The 19,288-nt window shown below is 55.8% G+C and carries 20 protein-coding genes; 12 read left to right on the top strand and 8 right to left on the bottom strand.

Annotation, left to right across the window (positions count from 1 at the left end):
- Positions 1-68 precede the first annotated feature (68 nt).
- The 4 genes from rsmI (at position 69) to L0666_RS16300 (ending at position 3,193) form a co-directional block, all read left to right on the top strand.
- A complete protein-coding gene (rsmI, locus tag L0666_RS16315) occupies positions 69-932 on the top strand; it encodes a 16S rRNA (cytidine(1402)-2'-O)-methyltransferase (RefSeq protein ID WP_235262453.1) in 864 nt (287 codons plus the stop codon).
- Complete coding sequence (locus tag L0666_RS16310; RefSeq protein ID WP_235262452.1) at positions 932-1,303, top strand: YraN family protein; 372 nt, start codon at positions 932-934, stop codon at positions 1,301-1,303. Before rsmI ends, L0666_RS16310 begins: the two co-directional genes overlap by 1 nt.
- 61 nt (positions 1,304-1,364) lie before the next feature.
- Positions 1,365-2,309 carry a glutathione synthase gene (gene gshB, locus L0666_RS16305; RefSeq protein ID WP_235262451.1) on the top strand — a complete coding sequence of 315 codons (945 nt, stop codon included), beginning with the start codon at positions 1,365-1,367 and terminating at the stop codon, positions 2,307-2,309.
- Positions 2,306-3,193 (top strand): alpha/beta hydrolase fold domain-containing protein, encoded by an 888-nt coding sequence (locus tag L0666_RS16300; RefSeq protein WP_235262450.1) that lies wholly within the window; start codon positions 2,306-2,308, stop codon positions 3,191-3,193. The genes gshB and L0666_RS16300 overlap by 4 nt, the downstream gene beginning before the upstream one ends.
- On the opposite strand, the gene L0666_RS16295 is transcribed toward L0666_RS16300, so the two are convergent.
- The 4 genes from L0666_RS16295 to cobU form a co-directional block, all read right to left on the bottom strand.
- Complete coding sequence (locus L0666_RS16295) at positions 3,163-4,674, bottom strand: YifB family Mg chelatase-like AAA ATPase (RefSeq protein WP_235262449.1); 1,512 nt, start codon at positions 4,672-4,674, stop codon at positions 3,163-3,165. The two genes, L0666_RS16300 and L0666_RS16295, sit on opposite strands and share 31 nt — an antisense overlap.
- A gap of 70 nt (positions 4,675-4,744) precedes the next feature.
- Positions 4,745-5,422: a glutathione S-transferase gene (locus tag L0666_RS16290; RefSeq protein WP_235262448.1), complete on the bottom strand. Its 678-nt coding sequence runs from the start codon at positions 5,420-5,422 to the stop codon at positions 4,745-4,747.
- A gap of 58 nt (positions 5,423-5,480) precedes the next feature.
- Complete coding sequence (locus L0666_RS16285; RefSeq protein ID WP_235262447.1) at positions 5,481-6,056, bottom strand: histidine phosphatase family protein; 576 nt, start codon at positions 6,054-6,056, stop codon at positions 5,481-5,483.
- A complete protein-coding gene (gene cobU, locus L0666_RS16280; protein WP_235262446.1) occupies positions 6,053-6,592 on the bottom strand; it encodes a bifunctional adenosylcobinamide kinase/adenosylcobinamide-phosphate guanylyltransferase in 540 nt (179 codons plus the stop codon). Before cobU ends, L0666_RS16285 begins: the two co-directional genes overlap by 4 nt.
- Positions 6,593-6,750: 158 nt before the next feature.
- On the opposite strand from cobU, the gene coaBC reads away from it, so the two are divergent.
- The 5 genes from coaBC (at position 6,751) to L0666_RS16255 (ending at position 12,290) form a co-directional block, all read left to right on the top strand.
- Positions 6,751-7,947 (top strand): bifunctional phosphopantothenoylcysteine decarboxylase/phosphopantothenate--cysteine ligase CoaBC, encoded by a 1,197-nt coding sequence (gene coaBC, locus L0666_RS16275; RefSeq protein WP_235262445.1) that lies wholly within the window; start codon positions 6,751-6,753, stop codon positions 7,945-7,947.
- On the top strand, positions 7,947-8,399 hold the full coding sequence (dut, locus tag L0666_RS16270; protein WP_235262444.1) for a dUTP diphosphatase: 453 nt from the start codon (positions 7,947-7,949) through the stop codon (positions 8,397-8,399). The genes coaBC and dut overlap by 1 nt, the downstream gene beginning before the upstream one ends.
- A gap of 4 nt (positions 8,400-8,403) precedes the next feature.
- Positions 8,404-9,450: a HesA/MoeB/ThiF family protein gene (locus tag L0666_RS16265; RefSeq protein ID WP_235262443.1), complete on the top strand. Its 1,047-nt coding sequence runs from the start codon at positions 8,404-8,406 to the stop codon at positions 9,448-9,450.
- Positions 9,438-10,190: a hypothetical protein gene (locus L0666_RS16260; protein ID WP_235262442.1), complete on the top strand. Its 753-nt coding sequence runs from the start codon at positions 9,438-9,440 to the stop codon at positions 10,188-10,190. Before L0666_RS16265 ends, L0666_RS16260 begins: the two co-directional genes overlap by 13 nt.
- An 87-nt stretch (positions 10,191-10,277) precedes the next feature.
- On the top strand, positions 10,278-12,290 hold the full coding sequence (locus tag L0666_RS16255) for a M3 family metallopeptidase (RefSeq protein ID WP_235262441.1): 2,013 nt from the start codon (positions 10,278-10,280) through the stop codon (positions 12,288-12,290).
- On the opposite strand, the gene L0666_RS16250 is transcribed toward L0666_RS16255, so the two are convergent.
- The gene (locus L0666_RS16250) at positions 12,287-12,826 is read right to left on the bottom strand and encodes an SH3 domain-containing protein (RefSeq protein ID WP_235262440.1); all 540 of its coding nucleotides are present in this window, start codon (positions 12,824-12,826) and stop codon (positions 12,287-12,289) included. The two genes, L0666_RS16255 and L0666_RS16250, sit on opposite strands and share 4 nt — an antisense overlap.
- A gap of 108 nt (positions 12,827-12,934) precedes the next feature.
- Here L0666_RS16250 and L0666_RS16245 point away from each other — a divergent pair, with 108 nt between their 5' ends.
- Positions 12,935-13,921 carry a 2-hydroxyacid dehydrogenase gene (locus L0666_RS16245; RefSeq protein WP_235262439.1) on the top strand — a complete coding sequence of 329 codons (987 nt, stop codon included), beginning with the start codon at positions 12,935-12,937 and terminating at the stop codon, positions 13,919-13,921.
- Between the two features lie 28 nt (positions 13,922-13,949).
- On the opposite strand, the gene L0666_RS16240 is transcribed toward L0666_RS16245, so the two are convergent.
- Complete coding sequence (locus L0666_RS16240; RefSeq protein WP_235262438.1) at positions 13,950-14,585, bottom strand: alpha/beta hydrolase family protein; 636 nt, start codon at positions 14,583-14,585, stop codon at positions 13,950-13,952.
- A gap of 165 nt (positions 14,586-14,750) precedes the next feature.
- Positions 14,751-14,951: a hypothetical protein gene (locus L0666_RS16235; RefSeq protein ID WP_235262437.1), complete on the bottom strand. Its 201-nt coding sequence runs from the start codon at positions 14,949-14,951 to the stop codon at positions 14,751-14,753.
- Between the two features lie 360 nt (positions 14,952-15,311).
- Here L0666_RS16235 and L0666_RS16230 point away from each other — a divergent pair, with 360 nt between their 5' ends.
- Positions 15,312-17,822 (top strand): GcvT family protein, encoded by a 2,511-nt coding sequence (locus L0666_RS16230; RefSeq protein WP_235262436.1) that lies wholly within the window; start codon positions 15,312-15,314, stop codon positions 17,820-17,822.
- On the top strand, positions 17,776-18,243 hold the full coding sequence (locus tag L0666_RS16225) for a hypothetical protein (RefSeq protein WP_235262435.1): 468 nt from the start codon (positions 17,776-17,778) through the stop codon (positions 18,241-18,243). Before L0666_RS16230 ends, L0666_RS16225 begins: the two co-directional genes overlap by 47 nt.
- Here L0666_RS16225 and L0666_RS16220 read toward each other — a convergent pair.
- The gene (locus L0666_RS16220) at positions 18,240-19,205 is read right to left on the bottom strand and encodes a phosphotransferase family protein (RefSeq protein ID WP_235262434.1); all 966 of its coding nucleotides are present in this window, start codon (positions 19,203-19,205) and stop codon (positions 18,240-18,242) included. The two genes, L0666_RS16225 and L0666_RS16220, sit on opposite strands and share 4 nt — an antisense overlap.
- Positions 19,206-19,288 lie beyond the last annotated feature (83 nt).

Genomic DNA, 19,288 nt, shown 5'->3' with positions numbered 1-19,288 from the left:
TCTGGTTGCAGGTGTGTCCTGCGACATCTTGGGGCGCATCATAAAGCCCTCTCGCGGAGGGTCTAGGTATGAATCATCGCATTATTCCCCTGTCGGCAGGTCTTTACCTGTGTGCAGTTCCGATCGGCAATGCGCGGGACGTCACTTTGCGCACTTTGGATATCCTCGCCAGCGCTGACGTTATCGCCGCAGAGGACACGCGGACAGCGCGTAAGTTGATGGAAATTCACGGGATTAGCATCGGTGATCGGCCAATGGTGGCCTATCATGATCACTCTGATCAAAAGGTCCGTGACCGGATCATGGGGGCCGTGAAGGACGGTAAATCGGTTGCTTATGTTTCAGAGGCCGGTACGCCATTGGTTGCCGATCCAGGTTATAAACTGACGGCTGCATTCCGCGAAGCCGAGCTACCGCTGACTGCTGCACCAGGTGCATCTGCTGTTTTGACGGCGCTTACTGTATCGGGCCTCCCAAGCGATGCCTTCTATTTTGTAGGATTTTTACCAAGCACGACCACAGCCCGTTGCACCGCATTGGAAGGCCTGCGCGATGTGCAGGCAACGCTAGTGCTTTATGAATCACCGCGCCGCGTTAGTGGTTTATTAGGTGATTTGGTTCAAACACTAGGGGGCGATCGGCAGGTGGTGATCTGTCGGGAGTTGACGAAAAAGTTTGAGGAAGTGTTGCGCGGGTCAGCGGAAGAACTGATCGGCGAACTTGAAGGCCGCAATCTGAAGGGTGAAGTTGTCGTCTTGATTGAACGCGGTGGTGCTACGCAACTGAGCGAAGATGACGTGGCAGAGGCCCTAAAGACAGCACTGAAGACGATGAGAATCAAAGATGCGGCCACAGCTGTCGCTGGGGCAACTGGCATGGCGCGGCGCGATGTCTATCAGTTGGCATTGTCAATGAAGGATGACGAAAGATAATGCGGGCAAACCAAGAACGCGGCGCGACATCCTATCATGCTGGCCTCGCTGCCGAAGATATTGTTGCAAAACGATATACGCGTGCAGGATATTCAGTCTTGGCAAGACGTTGGCGTGGATCTGCTGGCGAAATTGATTTGGTCGCGCAGGACGGTGACGGCATTATCTTTATCGAAGTTAAGAAAAGCCGCAGTCACGCACAGGCCGCGGCACGTTTAACACGGCGCCAAATGGACCGGATTTTTGGAGCGGGGTCCGAATTTCTTGCAACGCAACCGCGCGGGCAATTGACCGAAGTACGCTTTGATGTGGCGTTGGTTGATGGGCAGGGTCAGGTAGATGTGATCGAAAATGCGTTCATGGATGCATGATCCCATTGCGATTCCGAAAGGCGACGTTCATGTGTTAGGGTAACTTTACGGAGAACGCCTTATGCACCCCCTCAAAATTGCCTTCCAGATGGATCCGATCGATGCGATCGATATCAATGCGGACAGCTCGTTTCGTTTGGCAGAAGAAGCCCAAGCTCGTGGGCATTCCTTATTTTACTACACGCCTGATCAGCTAAGTTATCAAGAAGGCCGCGTCATGGCGCGTGGGCAAGACTTGGTCGTACGCCGTGAGGTAGGCAATCATTTTGACGTCGGTGAGATGCGCGAACAGGACTTGTCCGAACTTGATGTAGTATGGCTGCGCCAAGACCCACCATTTGACATGGGCTATATTACCACCACGCATATCCTTGATCGTGTTCACCCTGATACTTTGGTGGTGAATGATCCGTTTTGGGTCCGCAACTATCCGGAAAAACTACTTGTGTTGGATTTTCCTGATTTGACCCCGCCAACAGCGATTGCGCGCGACCTTGATACGCTCAAAGCCTTTCGTTCACGCCACGAAGAGGTGATCCTAAAGCCGCTATACGGGAATGGCGGCGCGGGTGTTTTCAAGTTGACTGCACAGGACAGCAACCTCGCGTCCCTCCATGAGCTATTTAGCGGTATCAACCGCGAACCTTTGATCATGCAGAAGTTCTTGCCTGACGTAAGTGCGGGCGACAAGCGTGTGATCCTTGTTGATGGGGAACCGGTTGGTGCGATCAATCGTGTTCCTGCCAAAGGTGAGACGCGATCCAACATGCATGTTGGTGGACGCCCCGAAAAAGTCGGACTGACAGAGCGTGATCTTGAAATCTGCGCGCGGATCGGGCCGTTGTTGCGCGAAAAGGGTCAAGTTTTTGTGGGGATCGACGTAATCGGTGACTACCTGACCGAGATCAACGTTACCTCGCCAACTGGCATTCAAGAACTTGAACGGTTTGACGGCGTGAATATCGCTGAAAAGATCTGGGAGGCGATTGAGGCTAAACTCCCATGACCCCGTCATGGCGGCTGCGCGTACTGAAGTTCGGGATGCGGTGGCTGGTTAAACCGAAGCTGCGCCGAACTGGAACGCCGGAACGGGCGAACCGCGATTTTGAACGCGCTGCGCCTTTTTTGTTTAGTAAGCCTAAGGGGTTGGTTTCTCAGGACATCGGTCCGTGCTTGCGGGTAACAGTCGGCGAACCCGCACCAGATCGCGCCATTCTTTACCTCCATGGCGGTGCTTTTATGACCGGATCGCGGCGCAGTTACGTCGCGCTTGCTGGGCGTTTGGCGAAGCGGACGGGGGTGGTGGTGTATTTGGCGGACTACCCAAAGCTACAGGAAGCGACTTTCCCAGCAGCACCAGATGCGGTTCTGGCGGCGTGGGATCATTTGATAAAGCAAGGGTGGCGCCCGCATCAGATCGTCATCGCGGGGGATAGTGCGGGTGGCAATCTGTTATTTGGTTTGTTGGCACGACTTTTAACGCGCGAGCAACGGCCAGCTGGAGTCGTCGCGTTCTCGCCTTGGGGCGATCTGACGCTGTCGGGCGATACGATCACCACGAATGCCAAAGCAGACCCATTGGTGCCAGTGAGCCGCATGCGTGAAGTGGTCGAACTTTATCTAAACGGCTCAGACGCCCGTGATGTCCGAGCAAGTCCAGTGTTTGCCGATTACACAAACCCGCCCCCCGTTCTTATTCAAGTGGGTGCAGATGAAGTTTTATTGAGCGATTCCGAGAGGCTCGCCGAACTGACAGGGGCCACATTGGATGTCTTGCCGGATGTGCCTCATGTCTGGCAGATATTTGGTGGACGACTCCCCGAAGCCAATGCCGCAATGCGTAAGGCGGCGGCGTTCATTCAGACTTCTTTTGAAAGCGCCAAGCGATAGCCCACGGCTTCGGCAACATGATGTTTTCGCACGTCCGCCGCGCCATCCAGATCAGCAATTGTTCGGGCCACGCGTAGCACGCGATGATAGCCGCGTGCGCTAAGGCCAAACCGGTCGGCGACTTTCAACAGCAGCTCTTTACCTTCGGCGTCAGGTGTTGCGACCTCCTCTAATGCGCTGCCTTCAAGGTCGGCATTCACCCGCATGGAAGTCCCTTCAAATCGTCTGGTTTGCACAGCGCGGCCGGCGGACACGCGGGCGGCTATCACCTCAGACCGGTCGCCTGTTTGAGCGAGGTCGAGGTCGGACAAGGCGACAGGCGGTACTTCAATTCGAAGGTCAAAACGGTCCATCAGCGGGCCGGAAATGCGCGACATGTATTCTTCACCGCAAACCGGAACACGGGCGCAGGCGCGGTTAGGGTCCGGCAAATACCCGCATTTACAAGGGTTTGCGGCAGCGATCAGCATAAAGCGGCAAGGGTATCTAACGTGGGCATTCGCGCGCGCGACGACGACTTCTCCGGACTCGATGGGTTGGCGCAGGGTCTCAAGAACAGCGCGTGGGTATTCGGGGAACTCATCCATAAACAACACGCCGTTGTGCGCCAACGAGATTTCCCCCGGCTTAGCGCCGCGCCCACCGCCGACGATCGCCGCCATCGAGGCCGTATGATGAGGTTCGCGAAAGGGACGCGCGCGGTTGATGCCGCCTTCGCTTAACAACCCAGCCAATGAATGCACCATTGAGGTTTCCAATGCCTCGGCAGGGCTTAGGGGCGGCAGAATGCTGGACAGCCGTGCAGCCAGCATGGATTTCCCTGACCCCGGTGTGCCGACCATCAAAACATGATGGCGTCCTGTCGCCGCGATTTCCAAGGCGCGTTTGGCTTTTTCTTGCCCCTTAACATCTGCGAAATTTCGCGGGCCTGTGTCGGGCAAGACTTCCCCCGGTTCGGCTGGGGGGAGGGGGGATTGTCCTGTGAAGTGTCGCAATGCTTCGGCCAAGGAACGCGGGGCGTAGACGGCTGCGGCATCAACCCATGCGGCTTCCGGACCACAAATGCGGGGGCAAAACAGAGCTTTGCCTTCGGTTGCGGCGGTCATTGCGGCGGGCAACGCCCCTAATACAGGGACCAATGTTCCGTCGAGCGATAGCTCACCCAAGGCGACAGTTTCGGATACTTTATCGTGGGGAATGACGTCTAAAGCGGCCAGCAATGCCAGAGCGATCGGTAGATCGAAATGAGACCCTTCTTTGGGCAGGTCGGCAGGCGACAGATTGATTGTGATTTTCTTGCTCGGCAGGGCGATGGAGAGGGCCGAAAGGGCTGCTCGCACACGGTCGCGGGCCTCGCTTACGGCTTTGTCGGGCAGGCCGACAATCGAAAATGCCGGCATTCCTGGAGAGGTGGCGCATTGCACTTCGACCAGCCGCGCATCCACGCCTTCGAACGCGACCGTATACGCACGTGCCACCATGTTTGCCGTCTCCTTAACCTTGGTTAACGGTTTGACAGGTGAGGCGTTTAAGAATGGTTAACGTCGCGAATTAGGGCATCGGAAAAGGGCAGCGTTCCAGTGCCATATCGTATTGAGACAGCTCGGTATCCAACATAAGGCCATCCTTGCGCCATTGCTGCATAGCAGGGTGGTACAGTTGGGCCGTAACGTAGGTCTTGGCAGTTTCCGAGACAGGGAGATCATAGCCGGCGATGCGGATCGCAACAGGGGCAAAAAAGGCATCCACGAGTCCGTACTCGCCAAATAGAAATGGACCGTTGGATGCGTCGAGTGCCGAACTCCAGACCGCATCGATCCGCGAAAGGTCCGTTTTAACAGCCTCGCTGGGTACGAAACCAAGCCACCCCGTGGCAAGGTTCATCGGGCAATCTCCGCGTAGGGCCGTAAACCCGCTGTGCATTTCTGCGATCAAACTTTGCGCTTGCGCGCGTGCAATTGGATCAGTTGGCAAAAGACCGCGGTCAGGGAAAGCATCTGCCAAACCCCAACAGATGGATAGACTATCTGCCCAGATGCCACCTTCCGGGGTCTTGACCGTTGGAACGGTCCGGTTGCCGCCGAATTTTGCGACATCATCATAGAAGGCATCACCGTAAAGTAACGTGTCGTGCACGGTGACAGGAATATCGTGGACCGCAAATGGAAGCCAACCGCGCAGCGACCAGCTTGAATATAAACGTTGTCCGATCAAAAGGTTATAGGTCATGGTGGCAGTCTGTCAGGTTTGAAATGGCCGATCAAATTGCTATTTGTGTGCTTTGGCGTCACGGAACGTGATTGATGCGGGCAACGCCAGCGGTCGGGCGCATCTGTATTTCGGTTATCGAATAGTTGTCGATCCGGTGGGACAGAGCGCGAAAGGGTGAGATGCCGGCAGCGCGTTGTACTTGGGACAAAATTGCCCCGAAATGGGCGACCGCTATGATGTCGCGGCGCGGGTGCTCGGCAATAACGGAGTGTATGTCTTGGGTGACACGGTCTGCCGCAGCGTTCCAGCTTTCACCATTCGGCGGAGCGACGTCACCGGGGGTTTCCCAATAGGCCCGCGATAGGTCAGGCCAGTTTTCGGCAACTTCGCTAAAGTGCATTCCGTCCCAATCGCCGAAATCGAATTCGCGCAGCCCGGCGCGATGGGGAAGTCGAGTGCGACCGTTTTCGATTGCTGTTGCCGTATCGATTGAACGGCTAAGGTCCGAAGACACAAGCAAAGCATTACTTGGTAGGGCGGCAGACAGGCGCGCAACTTGGGCGGTATCGCTCAGGTCGGCAGGGATATCGCGGTGCCCAACAAAACTGCGGGCATGGGTTGGCGCGTGACGGACCCAATAGATGACTGTCACGGCAATGTTCCCTTAAGAACCTGTGGCAATCCGACAATCACCTGCACGACCAGACCAGCCTGTGCAGCAAGTTGTTGGTTAAGCCGTCCTTGAGCGTTTCGAAACTTTCGTGCGAGCGCATTGTCAGGCACGATGCCGGAGCCGACTTCGTTTGAGACTACGACAATTTGTGCGGGGCAAGCAGTGAGGGCCTCCATCAACGCGGTCATAGCAGCATCGAGGTCTTGATCCGCCAAGAGAACGTTCGACAGCCAGAGGGTAGCACAGTCAAGAAGCACGATTTCATCTGCCGCGCGTTTGGATAACGCTGCCACGAGATCGAGGGGCGCCTCGACTGTTAACCAGTTTTCGCCCCGTTGGACACGGTGGGTCTCGATTTTATCCCGCATCTCATCATCAAAGGCCTGTGCCGTCGCGATGTAGGTTTTCGGCTTACTCGACTGAAAACAAAGGCTTTCAGCAAAGGATGACTTGCCGGACGCGGCTCCTCCTAAGACAAATGTGATATCGGGTAAGGGCACGGGCAAGGCTTTCATTCGGTCGCGGCTTTGATCACAGCTAACCAGAATGCGCGAAAAAGCAAAGTGTCGTCCGGTTGGGCAACTGTCGAAAGTCGCACTGCTAACCCTTCGTTTCTGCTGGTTCTTTTGAGACCCAGAGCCTAATCTTTGACCGTTAATTGAAGGGCAGGCATATGGCTGACACTCACAGCAAGAAAATTTTGCTTATCATTGGCGGTGGTATCGCGGCGTTTAAGTCGTTGGATTTGATCCGCCGTCTTCGAGAACGCGGTCACACGGTGACGCCTGTTTTGACAAAGGCTGCGACAGAATTTGTTACGCCACTCAGCGTGTCGGCATTGGCCGGTGAGAAGGTCTATCAGCATTTGTTTGACCTTAATGATGAGGCCGAGATGGGCCATATCGAATTGAGCCGCGCCGCCGATCTGGTGGTTGTGGCGCCCGCGACGGCGGACTTGATGGGCAAGATGGCTGCTGGATTGGCCAATGATCTTGCATCGACGCTACTGATGGCGACGGATAAGCGTGTTCTGATTGCACCGTCAATGAATGTTCGGATGTGGGATCATCCTGCGACGCAGCGCAATTTGGCGACATTGCTGGAAGATGGTATTTTGACGTCCGGCCCTAATGAGGGCGATATGGCCTGTGGTGAATTTGGTTTCGGTCGCATGGCTGAGCCTATGGAGATCGTGGGTGCGATTGAGGCGGCGGTGAATGATGGCCCACTTAAGGGCAAGCACATTTTGGTGACGTCTGGCCCGACCCATGAACCGATTGACCCTGTTCGCTACATCGCAAACCGCTCGTCCGGGGCGCAAGGTGCCGCGATTGCACAGGCCCTTTTGGGGCTTGGTGCGCGGGTGACGTTTGTGAGCGGGCCTGCGGATGTACCTGCGCCGATGGGCGTTGATTTGGTTGCGGTTGAAACGGCGGCTGAGATGCTGGCCGCCGTAGAAAGCGCGAAAGACGTTGATGCGGGAATATTTGCCGCTGCTGTTGCGGATTGGCGTGTGGCCAGCGCGTCGGACGAGAAAATCAAGAAAGACGGCAACGGGTTGCCGGTGCTGGAGTTTGCGGAAAATCCTGACATTCTGGCAAAGGTTTGTGCTTCCTCGACGCGTCCGAAATTGGTCGTCGGTTTTGCCGCCGAGACACAGAATGTGATCGAGAACGCGACCGCCAAGCGTAAGCGGAAGGGGTGCGATTGGATCGTAGCCAATGACGTGTCCCCTGCGACGGGTATCATGGGAGGGTCCGAAAACGACGTGACATTGATCACCGCAGACGGAGCCGAAGATTGGCCACGTATGGGGAAGGATCAAGTGTCCCAAAAGCTGGCGGAAAAGATTGCCGAGGCTTTGAGCTGATGGTCGCAATCCGGTTTGAATGGCTACAGGGCGCGGATCAGAGCCTAGGCCTGCCTGCTTATGCGACCGCGGGCGCGGCAGGGGCCGACGTACGGGCGAATTTTGATAATAGTCAAGCTGTTAGGTTGGGCGCGGGTGAGCGGACCCTGATCCCGACTGGGCTGCGTGTTGCAATACCAGACGGGTTTGAAATGCAGGTTCGGCCTCGATCTGGGCTTGCGTTAAAGCACGGGATTACTTTGCCGAACAGCCCCGGTACGATTGACAGTGATTACCGTGGTCCTCTGGGGGTCATCGTGCAAAATGGCGGATCGGAACCGTTTGAGATCACTCATGGTATGAGGATTGCACAACTGGTTATTGCGCCGGTGGTGCAGGCCAGTTTTGTGATTGCGGATTTAGACGAAACAGATCGCGGGGCCAGCGGGTTCGGGTCGACAGGGACGGGCTAACGCGATGATGTTGGTGCTGGCATTGGCTGCATTGATCTGGGGCGGCGGTTGGGCATTGGGTGCGCCACGCTCTGTGCGGGCTGTTTTGGTTGGTTTGTTATTGCTGGCAGTGATCGTGATGCAGCTAACATTGCCGGACGGTCATCCAATCAGAGACGCAACAGGCGGTGGCGCAGCGCTGTGGGTATCGCTCATTATTGGCAGTTTTTGTGTATATGGATATGGTTTTTTGCTGTCACGGCTGCGCCGCAGGGCGCGGGTGTCTGAAGGTGAAACAGTAGAGGCCGAGCCTCAAGTCGGGCCATTTAGTGACGGTGAACTTCAGCGGTATGCGCGGCATATCGTGTTGCGAGAAATTGGCGGCGCTGGGCAGAAGGCGCTAAAAGACGCGCGGGTTCTGGTGATCGGCGCAGGGGGTTTGGGCGCGCCTGCTTTGCAGTATTTGGCTGCGGCTGGCGTTGGTACCATCGGCGTGATTGATGACGATGAGGTCGACAATTCAAACCTGCAGCGCCAAGTGATCCATACATTTGAGCGCATCGGGATGCCCAAGGTGCAGTCAGCGCAGCGTGCGCTTGAGGCGCTTAATCCAGATATCACTGTGCAGCCGTACCAACGTCGTTTGACGCCTGAAATTGCTACCGATTTGGTGGCCGATTATGATCTGGTGCTGGATGGCACGGACAACTTTGACACGCGTTATTTGGTGAATGAGGTCTGCACAAAGGTAGGTGTTCCGTTGATCGCGGCGGCGCTGACCCAGTGGGAAGGCCAGATTAGCGTCTATGATCCAAAACACGGAACGCCATGTTATCAATGTGTTTTCCCAGAACGACCTGACCCTTCTTTGGTGCCAAGCTGTGCCGAGGGTGGCGTCTTGGGGCCGTTGCCTGGTGTTGTCGGGTCGATGATGGCGGTTGAAGCCGTGAAGGCGATCACGGGAGCAGGCGAAGGATTGCGCGGGCGGTTGCTGATTTATGATGCGCTCTACGCCGAGACCCGCATCATTACGGTGAAGCCACGAGAAGGTTGCCCGATTTGCGCTGGCTAGGACGCGGATTTGTCTTCGTGCTTTTGACGGTCCTGACGCAAGTTGGTGGGCTGGCTTATTTGGCTGCGCTTGCGACGCGGCGAAAGGTCTTGGCGTTCGTTCTGGCCTACGCCGCGGTCTGGGGCGGCGTTCAGATTGCGGCTCCATTGGTCGGGCGGGTCGCGCTGCCTTGCTTTGGGGAGCCATTGCGGATGCAATCGCCACTTTATTGCGGATTGATGCGTAATTTCGTAACGGCGGAGCTTGCCGATGTGGCGCAGGATGCGGCGCAAAACATGGCAGAGAGTTATTCGGGAACAGTGACCTTGGCTCTGGATGGAAGTTTTCCCTTTTTTGATGGATTTCCTCTGCTGCCACATCTGTCCCATGACGACGGAGAGAAACTGGATCGGGCGTTCTATTATCAGGATGAAACAGGGTACTTGCCCGCCGCGGCCAGAAGCCCGCTGGGGTATTTCGCGTTTGAGGCATTGCGCGATGGGGCTGTGGACGAAACTTGCCCCGCAACGTGGGCCACCATGCGCTGGGATTTACGTTGGTTGCAGGGGATCTGGGCGGATCATGAACTGGACAACGCGCGCACGGCGGCGTTGATCCGTTTTCTTGCGGCGGATCAGCGTGTAGCGAAGATATTTGTTGAGCCACCCCTGGCGCAGTCAATGGGGTTGGCTGATCCAAAGCTGCGGTTTCAGGGTTGCCGCGCGGCGCGCCATGATGATCACATACATCTGCAACTATAAACCGCTGTGATAAATTTCGCGAATTATCAACTTGTCGGTGGAAGGTCTGGCTTTGGCTACATAGGTTAAGTTCAAAGGAGAACTTCCATGACAAACCCGTTGCGTGCCCCCTGGGACACCCCGTTCGAACTGCCCCCGTTTGCCCTGATTGAGGATGCGCATTTTGCGCCCGCCTTAGAAGAAGCATTGATTGAGGCGCGCGCCTCGATTGCAGCGATTTGTGATGGCTCTGAGCCTACGTTTGAAAACACGGTTGAGGCTTTGGCATTGGCGGACGCGCCGCTGGAAAAGGCGCTCGCTCCGTTTTTCGCTATGGCTGGCGCTGACAGTAATGACGCGCGAGAAGCCTTGATGCGGGATTTCTCGCCGCTTTTGTCCGCTTATTCGAGCGAGATTACCGCCAACGCGGACTTGTTTGCGCGGATTGAGGCCGTCTGGGAGGCGCGGGATACACTGGACCTTACGGATGAACAGCAGCGGGTGTTGATGTTGTTGCACCGCGGCTTTGTGCGTTCTGGCGCGCAGTTAAAAGGTGCTGAAGCGGATCGTTTGGCTGAAGTGAAACAACGGCTTAGCGTGCTGGGTACCGAGTTTACCCAAAACTTATTGGCCGATGAACGCAGTTGGTTCATGCCGCTTGAGGACACGTCCGGTCTGCCAGATTTCGTAATTGCAGCGGCCAAGTCTGCTGGCGAAGAAAAGGACGCGGGCGGGCCTGTGGTGACACTTTCGCGGTCGTTGATTGTGCCATTCTTGCAGTTTTCGGACCGTCGTGATCTTCGCGAAAAGGCTTACGAGGCGTGGACAGCGCGCGGTGCAAATGGTGGTGACACAGATAACCGCGCAATTGCCGCAGAAATTTTGGCCCTTCGTCATGAGCGGGCACAATTGCTCGGCTATGAGAATTTCGCGAACTACAAACTGGAAACTGAAATGGCGGGCACGCCAGATGCAGTACGCGATCTGTTGATGCAGGTTTGGACGCCTGCGAAAGCAAGTGCTGAGGCCGACGCGAAAGTATTGGAAGACATGCTGGTAGCTGATGGTCAGATTGCACCTTTGCAGCCTTGGGACTGGCGCTACTACAGTGAAAAACGCCGCGCCGCGGAGCATGATTTGAATGAAGCAGAGCTGAAACCCTATTTGCAGTTGGACCGCATGATCGAAGCGGCGTTCGCATGTTCGAACCGATTGTTCGGGCTAGAGTTCTCGCCCATCGATGCGCCGCTTTACCATGAGGATTGCCGCGCGTGGGAGGTAACCCGCGATGGCAAACATATGGCCGTCTTTATTGGCGATTACTTTGCCCGTGGGTCCAAACGATCGGGCGCGTGGTGTTCTGCCATGCGTAGCCAACAGAAACTGGCGGGGGATATCCGTCCGCATGTGATCAACGTCTGCAATTTCGCAAAGCCACCAGCGGGTGAGCCTGCGTTGTTGTCATACGATGATGCGCGCACGTTGTTCCATGAGTTTGGTCATGCGCTGCATCAGATGTTGTCTGACGTAAGCTATGAAAGCATTTCGGGTACATCCGTGGCGCGTGATTTTGTGGAACTTCCCAGCCAGCTTTACGAACACTGGCTTGAAGTGCCCGAAGTGTTAGAAGAATTCGCAACCCACGCTGATACTGGAGAGGCGATGCCGCGTGACCTGCTGGATCGGATGCTAGGTGCTGCGACCTATGACATGGGCTTTAGCACGGTTGAATATGTCGCATCTGCCATGGTTGATCTGGCGTTCCACGACGGCCCGCCCCCTGCCGATCCGATGCAGAAACAAGCCGAGGTCCTTGAGGAGATGGGCATGCCAAGCGCGATCCGCATGCGCCACGCCACCCCGCATTTTGCCCATGTGTTTGCTGGCGACGGGTATTCGTCAGGCTATTACAGCTACATGTGGTCCGAAGTGATGGATGCGGATGCGTTCCAAGCATTTGAGGACAATGGCGGCCCGTTTGACCCTGACATGGCGGAAAAGCTGGAGACCTTCATTCTGTCCGCTGGCGGATCAGAAGACGCGGCGGTGCTGTACAAAAAGTTCCGTGGTTCAATGCCGGATGCAACGGCTTTGCTGAAAGGACGCGGGCTGGCGGCTTAGTCGCGCAGCTCGTCTGCACCGACACCAAACAAGGCGGTTTTCGGAGCCCAGCCCCGATAACCGCCCGCGCTGAGGCGGCACCATTCGGCGCCGCATTCACCAAGGTCGGCAATCACGCCAAGCTCAAGCATCGCGACTTCTGTGGCGTTGGGCAAAGGCTGGCTGCGCAGCACCAAAAGGTCACTGTCGATGATCACAGTGCGATTGCCGGAGATCAGGGAGTAGTGAACCCATCCCCCCATGCCTTCGCGGTCAACGACGCGGCGCCAGTGGCCATATTCACCGACGACACGCAGAGGCATGTCACGACGTTGAAAAACCCAATCGATGCGGTGAGAGAGGGATGGGCCACGACGAATATTCGCTTCGTTGGCTTTCAATGAAACATAGCGCGGCATTGGCAAGTTCGTTACGGGCCCACGTTCCGCTTGAACGGCGGTGATCGGCGTGACGACGGCTTCTTGAGTTTGTTGCGCGGCGATAGGTGCGGCGATTACCACGGCCATAGCGACCCACAAGATGCGTGCTAACTTCATTTTACTGCCCTCGGTCGGTCTGAATTATTATGGTGGTTCTTGTGCCACCGGACCTTTGCAGGCAATTTGTCAGGAGTGGCCCGCTCGGGCAAGCAAGGAGAACAATTCATGCCAAGCAAACGCCTAAGTGTTACCGTCACGCGACGGTTGCCCGACGCTGTCGAGACTCGGATGCGGGAATTGTTCGATGTCACCCTGCGTGAGGATGATACTTCGATGACGCCGGCCGAATTGGTTGCGGCCATGCAGACCTGTGATGTGTTGGTTCCGACCGTAACAGACGAGATCAACGCAAAAGTAATCGGCCAAGCCGGTGAGCGGTTGAAACTAATCGCAAATTACGGCGCTGGGGTTGATCATATTGACGTTCAGACGGCACGCCAGCGTGGCGTTTTGGTGTCCAATACGCCGGGTGTTGTGACTGACGATACAGCGGATATGACCATGGCCCTGATTTTGGCCGTGACGCGGCGTATCCCAGAAGGGCTGGCGTTGATGCAATCGGGCGACTGGGATGGATGGGCGCCCACCGCGCTTATGGGTGGCCGTATTGCGGGGCGCCGCTTGGGTATTTTGGGGATGGGCCGCATTGGTCAGGCCGTCGCCAAACGCGCCAGCGCGTTCGGGATGCAAATTCACTATAACAATCGTCGTCGCCTGCGCCCCGAAGTGGAAGACCAGCTTGACGCGACATGGTGGGACAGTCTGGATCAGATGGTGGCGCGGATGGATATCATCTCGATCAATTGCCCTCACACGCCTGCGACGTTCCATTTGATGAATGCGCGGCGGCTGAAACTGATGAAGCCCGATGCGGTGATCGTGAATACCGCCCGCGGTGAAGTGATCGACGAAAACGCGCTGACGCGCATGTTGCGAGCTGGCGAAATCGCAGGTGCGGGACTGGATGTTTATGAGCACGGCAACGACATTAATCCACGCATGCGCGAGCTAAAGAACGTCGTGTTGCTGCCCCATATGGGGTCGGCAACCGTCGAAGGTCGCGTTGAAATGGGCGAGAAGGTTTTGTTGAATATCAAGACCTTCGATGACGGCCATCGCCCACCGGATTTGGTCGTTCCGGCAATGCTATAGTCACTGACTCAGGTGCGCGCGACTGTTATCAGCGCGGCCAGCTTTTGACAATTTTGCCCTGACGGCGTTCGATGTCCATCAAGCTGATGTACTGCTTCATGGAATGGTCCTCGCCAGGGTTATTGGCGATTGGGTGCATGACTTCGGTGTTGCCCACGCGGCGGAACCCGAAGTGTTTGGGCGGCATGCGGCACACGGTGTCGTCGTTGCGCACAACATTCAGAACAAGACCTTCGTGGGTCAGGCGCGCGCGACCGCGGCGTGGCATAGGGGATGCAAACCCAATGGCAGGAACGCCGTAGATGCAGCCCAAGATCTGGGCTGCAGCAGCGCCGAGGCTATGCCCGATGATGAAAGACGGTTTGCCCGATCCGACCTTATTGGCGATGACCGATGCGTGATTGGCAAATCCTTTGTGCCAAATAGCATTGCCCGCAGCCTTGCCCATCTTGTCCCAACCGATTTTGGCTTTCCCAGTCACTAAGTTGGACTTGGTGTAATCAACCAGCTCATTGCTGCCCGGAATGACCAGCGTGTTGTCGGCCAAAAGGTAGGCTTGGACGTGGCCTTCATTCACGGTGAGCCGAATAGGGGGCAAGTGCGAACGCCCCGAATAGCTGTTGTCCACCAAACGTGCGGCAGTCATCAAATCCATATTTCGCATGTCTTTGCTCCCCAATCGATTGCCCTAGGGTCAATCGAAAGGAAGGATAAGTCGAGTGGGGTTTCCCGCACCCAATGCAATGAGAGGTGTTGATTTAGATGCCGTCGAGCTGACAGGCGGGATCATACAGCCAAATCCCGCGTGAATGGGGCATTTTGGATATGCTTAGTGCGGCATCGACATAGTTGAGAACCGCATGAAATCATTCTCAGCACGTGCGCCTACAGGGGCGGGTGTGTAGCTGTTCGCCGGCTCAAAGCCAGAATACAGCGTGTCGCTTGTATCCAGACGGGATGTGATCTCAGGCGGTGTACATGCGCCCAACAACAACGCAGCGCTAAGCGCTGTTAAACAATTACGTGTCATACCTGCTCTCCTCGCGGGGCCGCTTATATACGGCTCTCTCACGTTACTCTGGCGTCAACTTAGTGAGTTTCGGGCCATTTTGCCAATTAAATTTGCGTAGGTGGGTCGGCATGTATCAATTGTGCATCATAGCTAATCCTTTGGTAAAAAATGACTTTCACGCATTGGTTGTTTTTGGGTGACGTAAGGACATCTTTGGGTTTTGAGCCTGATTGAGTGGGCGGACAAACCGGATCAGGCGACACAAATATAATTTATTGGAAGCGCGGGTCGGTTTTGATGCGTTTCGCGTCGGGTCGGTTTCGCGGGGCGCGTATGATTAGGGCAAATTACGCAGGAACACGTCAGGGAATCAGGTCAATGAAAACAACTGTCAAAGCTTTGGTCGTAGGCGGCGGTGCCGTCGGAACATCAATTGCATACCATCTCGCGAAGGCTGGATGGGATGATGTCATGTTGTTGGAACGTGATGAATTGACGTCTGGGTCCACTTGGCATGCTGCTGGGCTACTCCCTTTGTTTAACATGTCCTATGCGACAACCCACATTCACAAGTACTCGGTCGATTTCTACAAAACGCTGGAGGAAGAGACAGGGTTGAACGCAGGCTTTGCGGTGGTGGGTAATCTGCGCATGGCCCAGACCAAGGAACGCATGGAAGAATACATGCTTTATGCGTCCACAGCTGAAACTTGCGATGTGCCTTTTGAATGGCTCACAGCGGATGAGATCAAGAAACGCTGGCCACTGATCAATTGCGAGGACCTCGAGGGCGCGATTTACCATACCGAGGACGGTTACATTAACCCTGCCGATGTCACTATGGCGATGGCCAAGGGCGCGCGCCAACGTGGCGTGATGATTGAACGTAAGTGGCAGGCGGATGCGTTTAACTGGAATGGCGACGCATGGGAAGTGACCTGCACCAAGATGGTCGAAAAGGGCGGCAATCTGGTGCCCAGCGACGAGCAGATCGTCATTACCGCGGAACATGTCGTCACGGCGTCGGGCAACCACGCCCAGCGCACCGCCAAGATGCTGGGCATCAAGATGCCCGCGATCCCTGTTGAGCACCAGTTCATTGTGATGGATCAGGATGCGGATCTGGTGAAATACCGTGCTGAGGGCAATTCAGAACACCCTGTCGTGCGCGATGCCGATGCGCAGTCTTATGTACGTGAAGAACGTGGCGGCTGGATCTTGGGTGTCTATGAAAAAGGCGCGCCTGCGGTGTTTGAACATGGCGTTCCAGACAGTTTCCGTGCTGATCTGTTCCAGCTTGATCTGGAACGGATCGAAGAACAATACATGGCGATGATCCACCGTGTTCCATCCTGCGAAGAAAGCGGGTTGAAGGACGACTTCAACGGTCCGATTTGTTACACCCCTGACGGCAACCCGCTCGTCGGACCTGCACCGGGGCTGCGCAATATGTGGCTGGCCGAAGGGTTCTCATTCGGTATTACGGCTGCTGGTGGCACAGGTTACTACCTCGCGCAGATGATGGTGGATGGTGAGGCCGAGATCGACATGGCGTCGCTTGATCCCAAGCGCTACGGCGATTGGATGACGACCGAATTTGCCGCCCGCAAGAACGAGGAATGCTACGACCACGTCTATATTCTTCACCACCCTGACGAAGAACGCCCTGCTTGCCGTCCTTTGCGCACATCGCCTGCCTATGATCGCCAAGCGGCCCGTGGTGCGCAGTTCGGGTTTGTGAACGGTTGGGAACGTCCGAACTATTTCGGGCCGCTAGATGCGCCGGACAATTTCGACCACGACAGCCGCAGTTTCCGCCGTGGCGCGTGGTGGCAACACGCCGTGGATGAGGCAAAGGCGATCCGCGAAGGGGTCGGCCTGATCGACGCTACGGCCTTTACCAAACATATCGTCAAAGGGGCGGGTGCTGCTGCGTTTCTGGATTGGTTCACGACCAATAAACTGCCCCGCGTTGGCCGCATCAACCTGACCTATGCGCTGACGTCACACGGGACGACCCGTACGGAATACACGATCGTGCGTTTGTCTGAAGACGAGTTCTATCTCGTCAGCGCGGGTGCGTGGACAGACTATGATGCCGATTTCCTGCGCAAGGCAATTGAAGACAAAGAACCTGAGTTTGGCCGTATCGAGTGCCAGAACGTGACGACCCAGTGGGGTGTGTTCGCGATTGCTGGGCCGAAGTCTCGTGATGTTTTGAACGCGGTTATCAATGACCCCAATCCAGAGACGGCACTGACCAACAAACGGTTCCCGTGGTTGTCAGCAAAACAAATCGAGCTTGGCATGTGCCCCGTGAATGCGATCCGTGTTGCCTATACCGGTGAACTAGGCTGGGAATTGCACCACCCGATGGAGATGCAAAATTACTTGTTTGATTTGTTAGAAAAAGCAGGCGAACCGCACGGTATGAAACTGGTCGGCGCGCGAGCGCAGAACTGGCTGCGGCAGGAAAAATCCTACCGCGCTTTCGGCACTGAGCTGGGCCGCGATGCGACACCTCTTGAGGCTGATTTGCCGCGCTTTGTGGACTTGGAAAAGGAATTCCATGGCAAAGAAGCGATGGAAAAAATCGGCATCCGCTCTAAATGTGTGACCCTGCTAATCGATGGCCCATCAGACGCGGACCCATGGGGTCGTGAGGCGCTGATCCATGACGGTCAAAAGGTTGGGCGTTTGACGTCGGGTGGCTATTCGGTGGCCTTCGGGAAATCTATCGGTATGGGGTATCTGCCGCCCGAATTGTGCGAAGTAGGGACCCGCGTTAAAGTGCGCATGTTCCGTGAGTTGTGGGACGCAACCGTTGTTGAGGACAGTCCCTATGACCCGAAAAACGAAACTATTCGCAAGAACGCTGACAACGCTTAAGACGTTCGTCGCGAGCCTCGTTTTCGCCTGTGCCGGTTCAACGGTGCAGGCAAACGGTTTTGGCAGCCCTAGCGGCAATATACGCTGTTACGTTAATCTCTACACTGGGCAGCCGATTTCTGATGCGCCGCTTGTGTGCCTGATCTTTGAGGCAGACTGGGACCTACCTGCCAACGAAAACTTCCCTGAATGTGATCTCGACCAAACGCGCCAGATCATCCTGCCGGCTGTCGGCACCTCACGGGCGCAATGGATTTGCCATGGCGATGTGTTTTGGCCGGAACCCCTTGGCACGATCAGCTATGGATCGCAGTGGTTCCTGTTCAACTTCGAATGTGAAATGCAACGCAATGGCGTGCGGTGTTCGAACAGCGGCGATGGCGGGTTTGTTCTGAACCGTGGCAGCGTCAGCCTCGATTAAAGCCTGAACGCGATATCCAAGCGGGGTTTGAGCTTGCGAAACTCAATCCGTTGGACGGGGTGAACGGTATGCCCTTTGCGGGTGATGGTTGCCCAGTCGATCAACAGGCGACCACGGATAGCGACATCTAGGACGTCTTGGTTTATTTTGTGTTTGTAGCCTTTGAAGAACATTTCGCGGTGCGCTTTGGTGATGCCAGCGCTGTCGACCTCTTCTAGCGGGGTTTCACGGTGGATGTCGCATTTCAGGAAATCCACGATGTCGTATACGGCCATTTTTCGGCGCGCTTCTGTGAAATCGAAACCATAGGTCATCCCCGGCCCAAGCATCATGTTTTCACTATGAAAGTCGCCATGAGAAGTCGCGTGAAGATCGTCGGTGTCGTTTACCTTCTTAAGCTGTTCACGCAGCATCGCACGCATCAGTTGGATATCTGCGCGGGGCGCTTGCATCTCGTTCGCTTCGAGCAAGACATCCAATTCCTTGGTCATCCAGTTGCCCCAGAACTTGTTCTTTTTGATAGGCTCATATTCGTGCATCGCATGAAGCCACAGTCCCGCACGGCGGAAGACCTGACGGCGGGTTTGTTCGTTGCCGACGGTTTGTAAGCGCTCACCAGCGGTCAGGTGGTCGAGGAATTCTGTCACGCAGAATTGCCCTGTCGGGGACAAATAGACAGGGGTCGCAATGCCGAGTTTTTCATATTTCGCGAAATGCGAGCTGAGGGTCTGCAACTCGGCAAATTCCTTTGCCAAGCGGCCATCGCTGTCGGCCTCATAGTCCAGTTTCAGTGCATAGACTTCGGGCCCAAGTTCGACCCGCCAGACTTGGCGGGTGTTCGGATAGGAAAGGGCCTTATAGATCAGCCGGTGATCGGGCATGCCAGTGAACCCTTTATGGGCGGCAAATTCGCGGATCATTGCATTCACGCGAGAGTCGATAAGAGGGGAGCCAATTGTCATGGGCCTAGTGTTGCGTGTAGCGGGGCTAGGGTCAAACGCTTGGTAATCCGTTGGATTGTTCGCCTGAACGCCAAAACCTATCC

The sequence above is a fragment of the Octadecabacter algicola genome (assembly GCF_021532625.1).
In the GTDB taxonomy this organism is placed as follows: domain Bacteria; phylum Pseudomonadota; class Alphaproteobacteria; order Rhodobacterales; family Rhodobacteraceae; genus Octadecabacter; species Octadecabacter algicola.
This window is presented reverse-complemented; position numbering and strand designations above follow the sequence as displayed.

Bases quoted from the DNA above. Each gene is read 5' to 3' on its own strand.
- L0666_RS16235 (WP_235262437.1), bottom strand. From the start codon at position 14,951: ATGACACGTAATTGTTTAACAGCGCTTAGCGCTGCGTTGTTGTTGGGC.
- dut (WP_235262444.1), top strand. From the start codon at position 7,947: ATGGTCGCAATCCGGTTTGAATGGCTACAGGGCGCGGATCAGAGCCTA.
- L0666_RS16255 (WP_235262441.1), top strand. From the start codon at position 10,278: ATGACAAACCCGTTGCGTGCCCCCTGGGACACCCCGTTCGAACTGCCC.
- L0666_RS16310 (WP_235262452.1), top strand. From the start codon at position 932: ATGCGGGCAAACCAAGAACGCGGCGCGACATCCTATCATGCTGGCCTC.
- L0666_RS16245 (WP_235262439.1), top strand. From the start codon at position 12,935: ATGCCAAGCAAACGCCTAAGTGTTACCGTCACGCGACGGTTGCCCGAC.
- L0666_RS16225 (WP_235262435.1), top strand. From the start codon at position 17,776: ATGACCCGAAAAACGAAACTATTCGCAAGAACGCTGACAACGCTTAAG.
- cobU (WP_235262446.1), bottom strand. From the start codon at position 6,592: ATGAAAGCCTTGCCCGTGCCCTTACCCGATATCACATTTGTCTTAGGA.
- L0666_RS16230 (WP_235262436.1), top strand. From the start codon at position 15,312: ATGAAAACAACTGTCAAAGCTTTGGTCGTAGGCGGCGGTGCCGTCGGA.
- L0666_RS16300 (WP_235262450.1), top strand. From the start codon at position 2,306: ATGACCCCGTCATGGCGGCTGCGCGTACTGAAGTTCGGGATGCGGTGG.
- L0666_RS16290 (WP_235262448.1), bottom strand. From the start codon at position 5,422: ATGACCTATAACCTTTTGATCGGACAACGTTTATATTCAAGCTGGTCG.
- L0666_RS16220 (WP_235262434.1), bottom strand. From the start codon at position 19,205: ATGACAATTGGCTCCCCTCTTATCGACTCTCGCGTGAATGCAATGATC.
- rsmI (WP_235262453.1), top strand. From the start codon at position 69: ATGAATCATCGCATTATTCCCCTGTCGGCAGGTCTTTACCTGTGTGCA.
- L0666_RS16240 (WP_235262438.1), bottom strand. From the start codon at position 14,585: ATGCGAAATATGGATTTGATGACTGCCGCACGTTTGGTGGACAACAGC.
- L0666_RS16295 (WP_235262449.1), bottom strand. From the start codon at position 4,674: ATGGTGGCACGTGCGTATACGGTCGCGTTCGAAGGCGTGGATGCGCGG.
- L0666_RS16265 (WP_235262443.1), top strand. From the start codon at position 8,404: ATGATGTTGGTGCTGGCATTGGCTGCATTGATCTGGGGCGGCGGTTGG.
- coaBC (WP_235262445.1), top strand. From the start codon at position 6,751: ATGGCTGACACTCACAGCAAGAAAATTTTGCTTATCATTGGCGGTGGT.
- gshB (WP_235262451.1), top strand. From the start codon at position 1,365: ATGCACCCCCTCAAAATTGCCTTCCAGATGGATCCGATCGATGCGATC.
- L0666_RS16250 (WP_235262440.1), bottom strand. From the start codon at position 12,826: ATGAAGTTAGCACGCATCTTGTGGGTCGCTATGGCCGTGGTAATCGCC.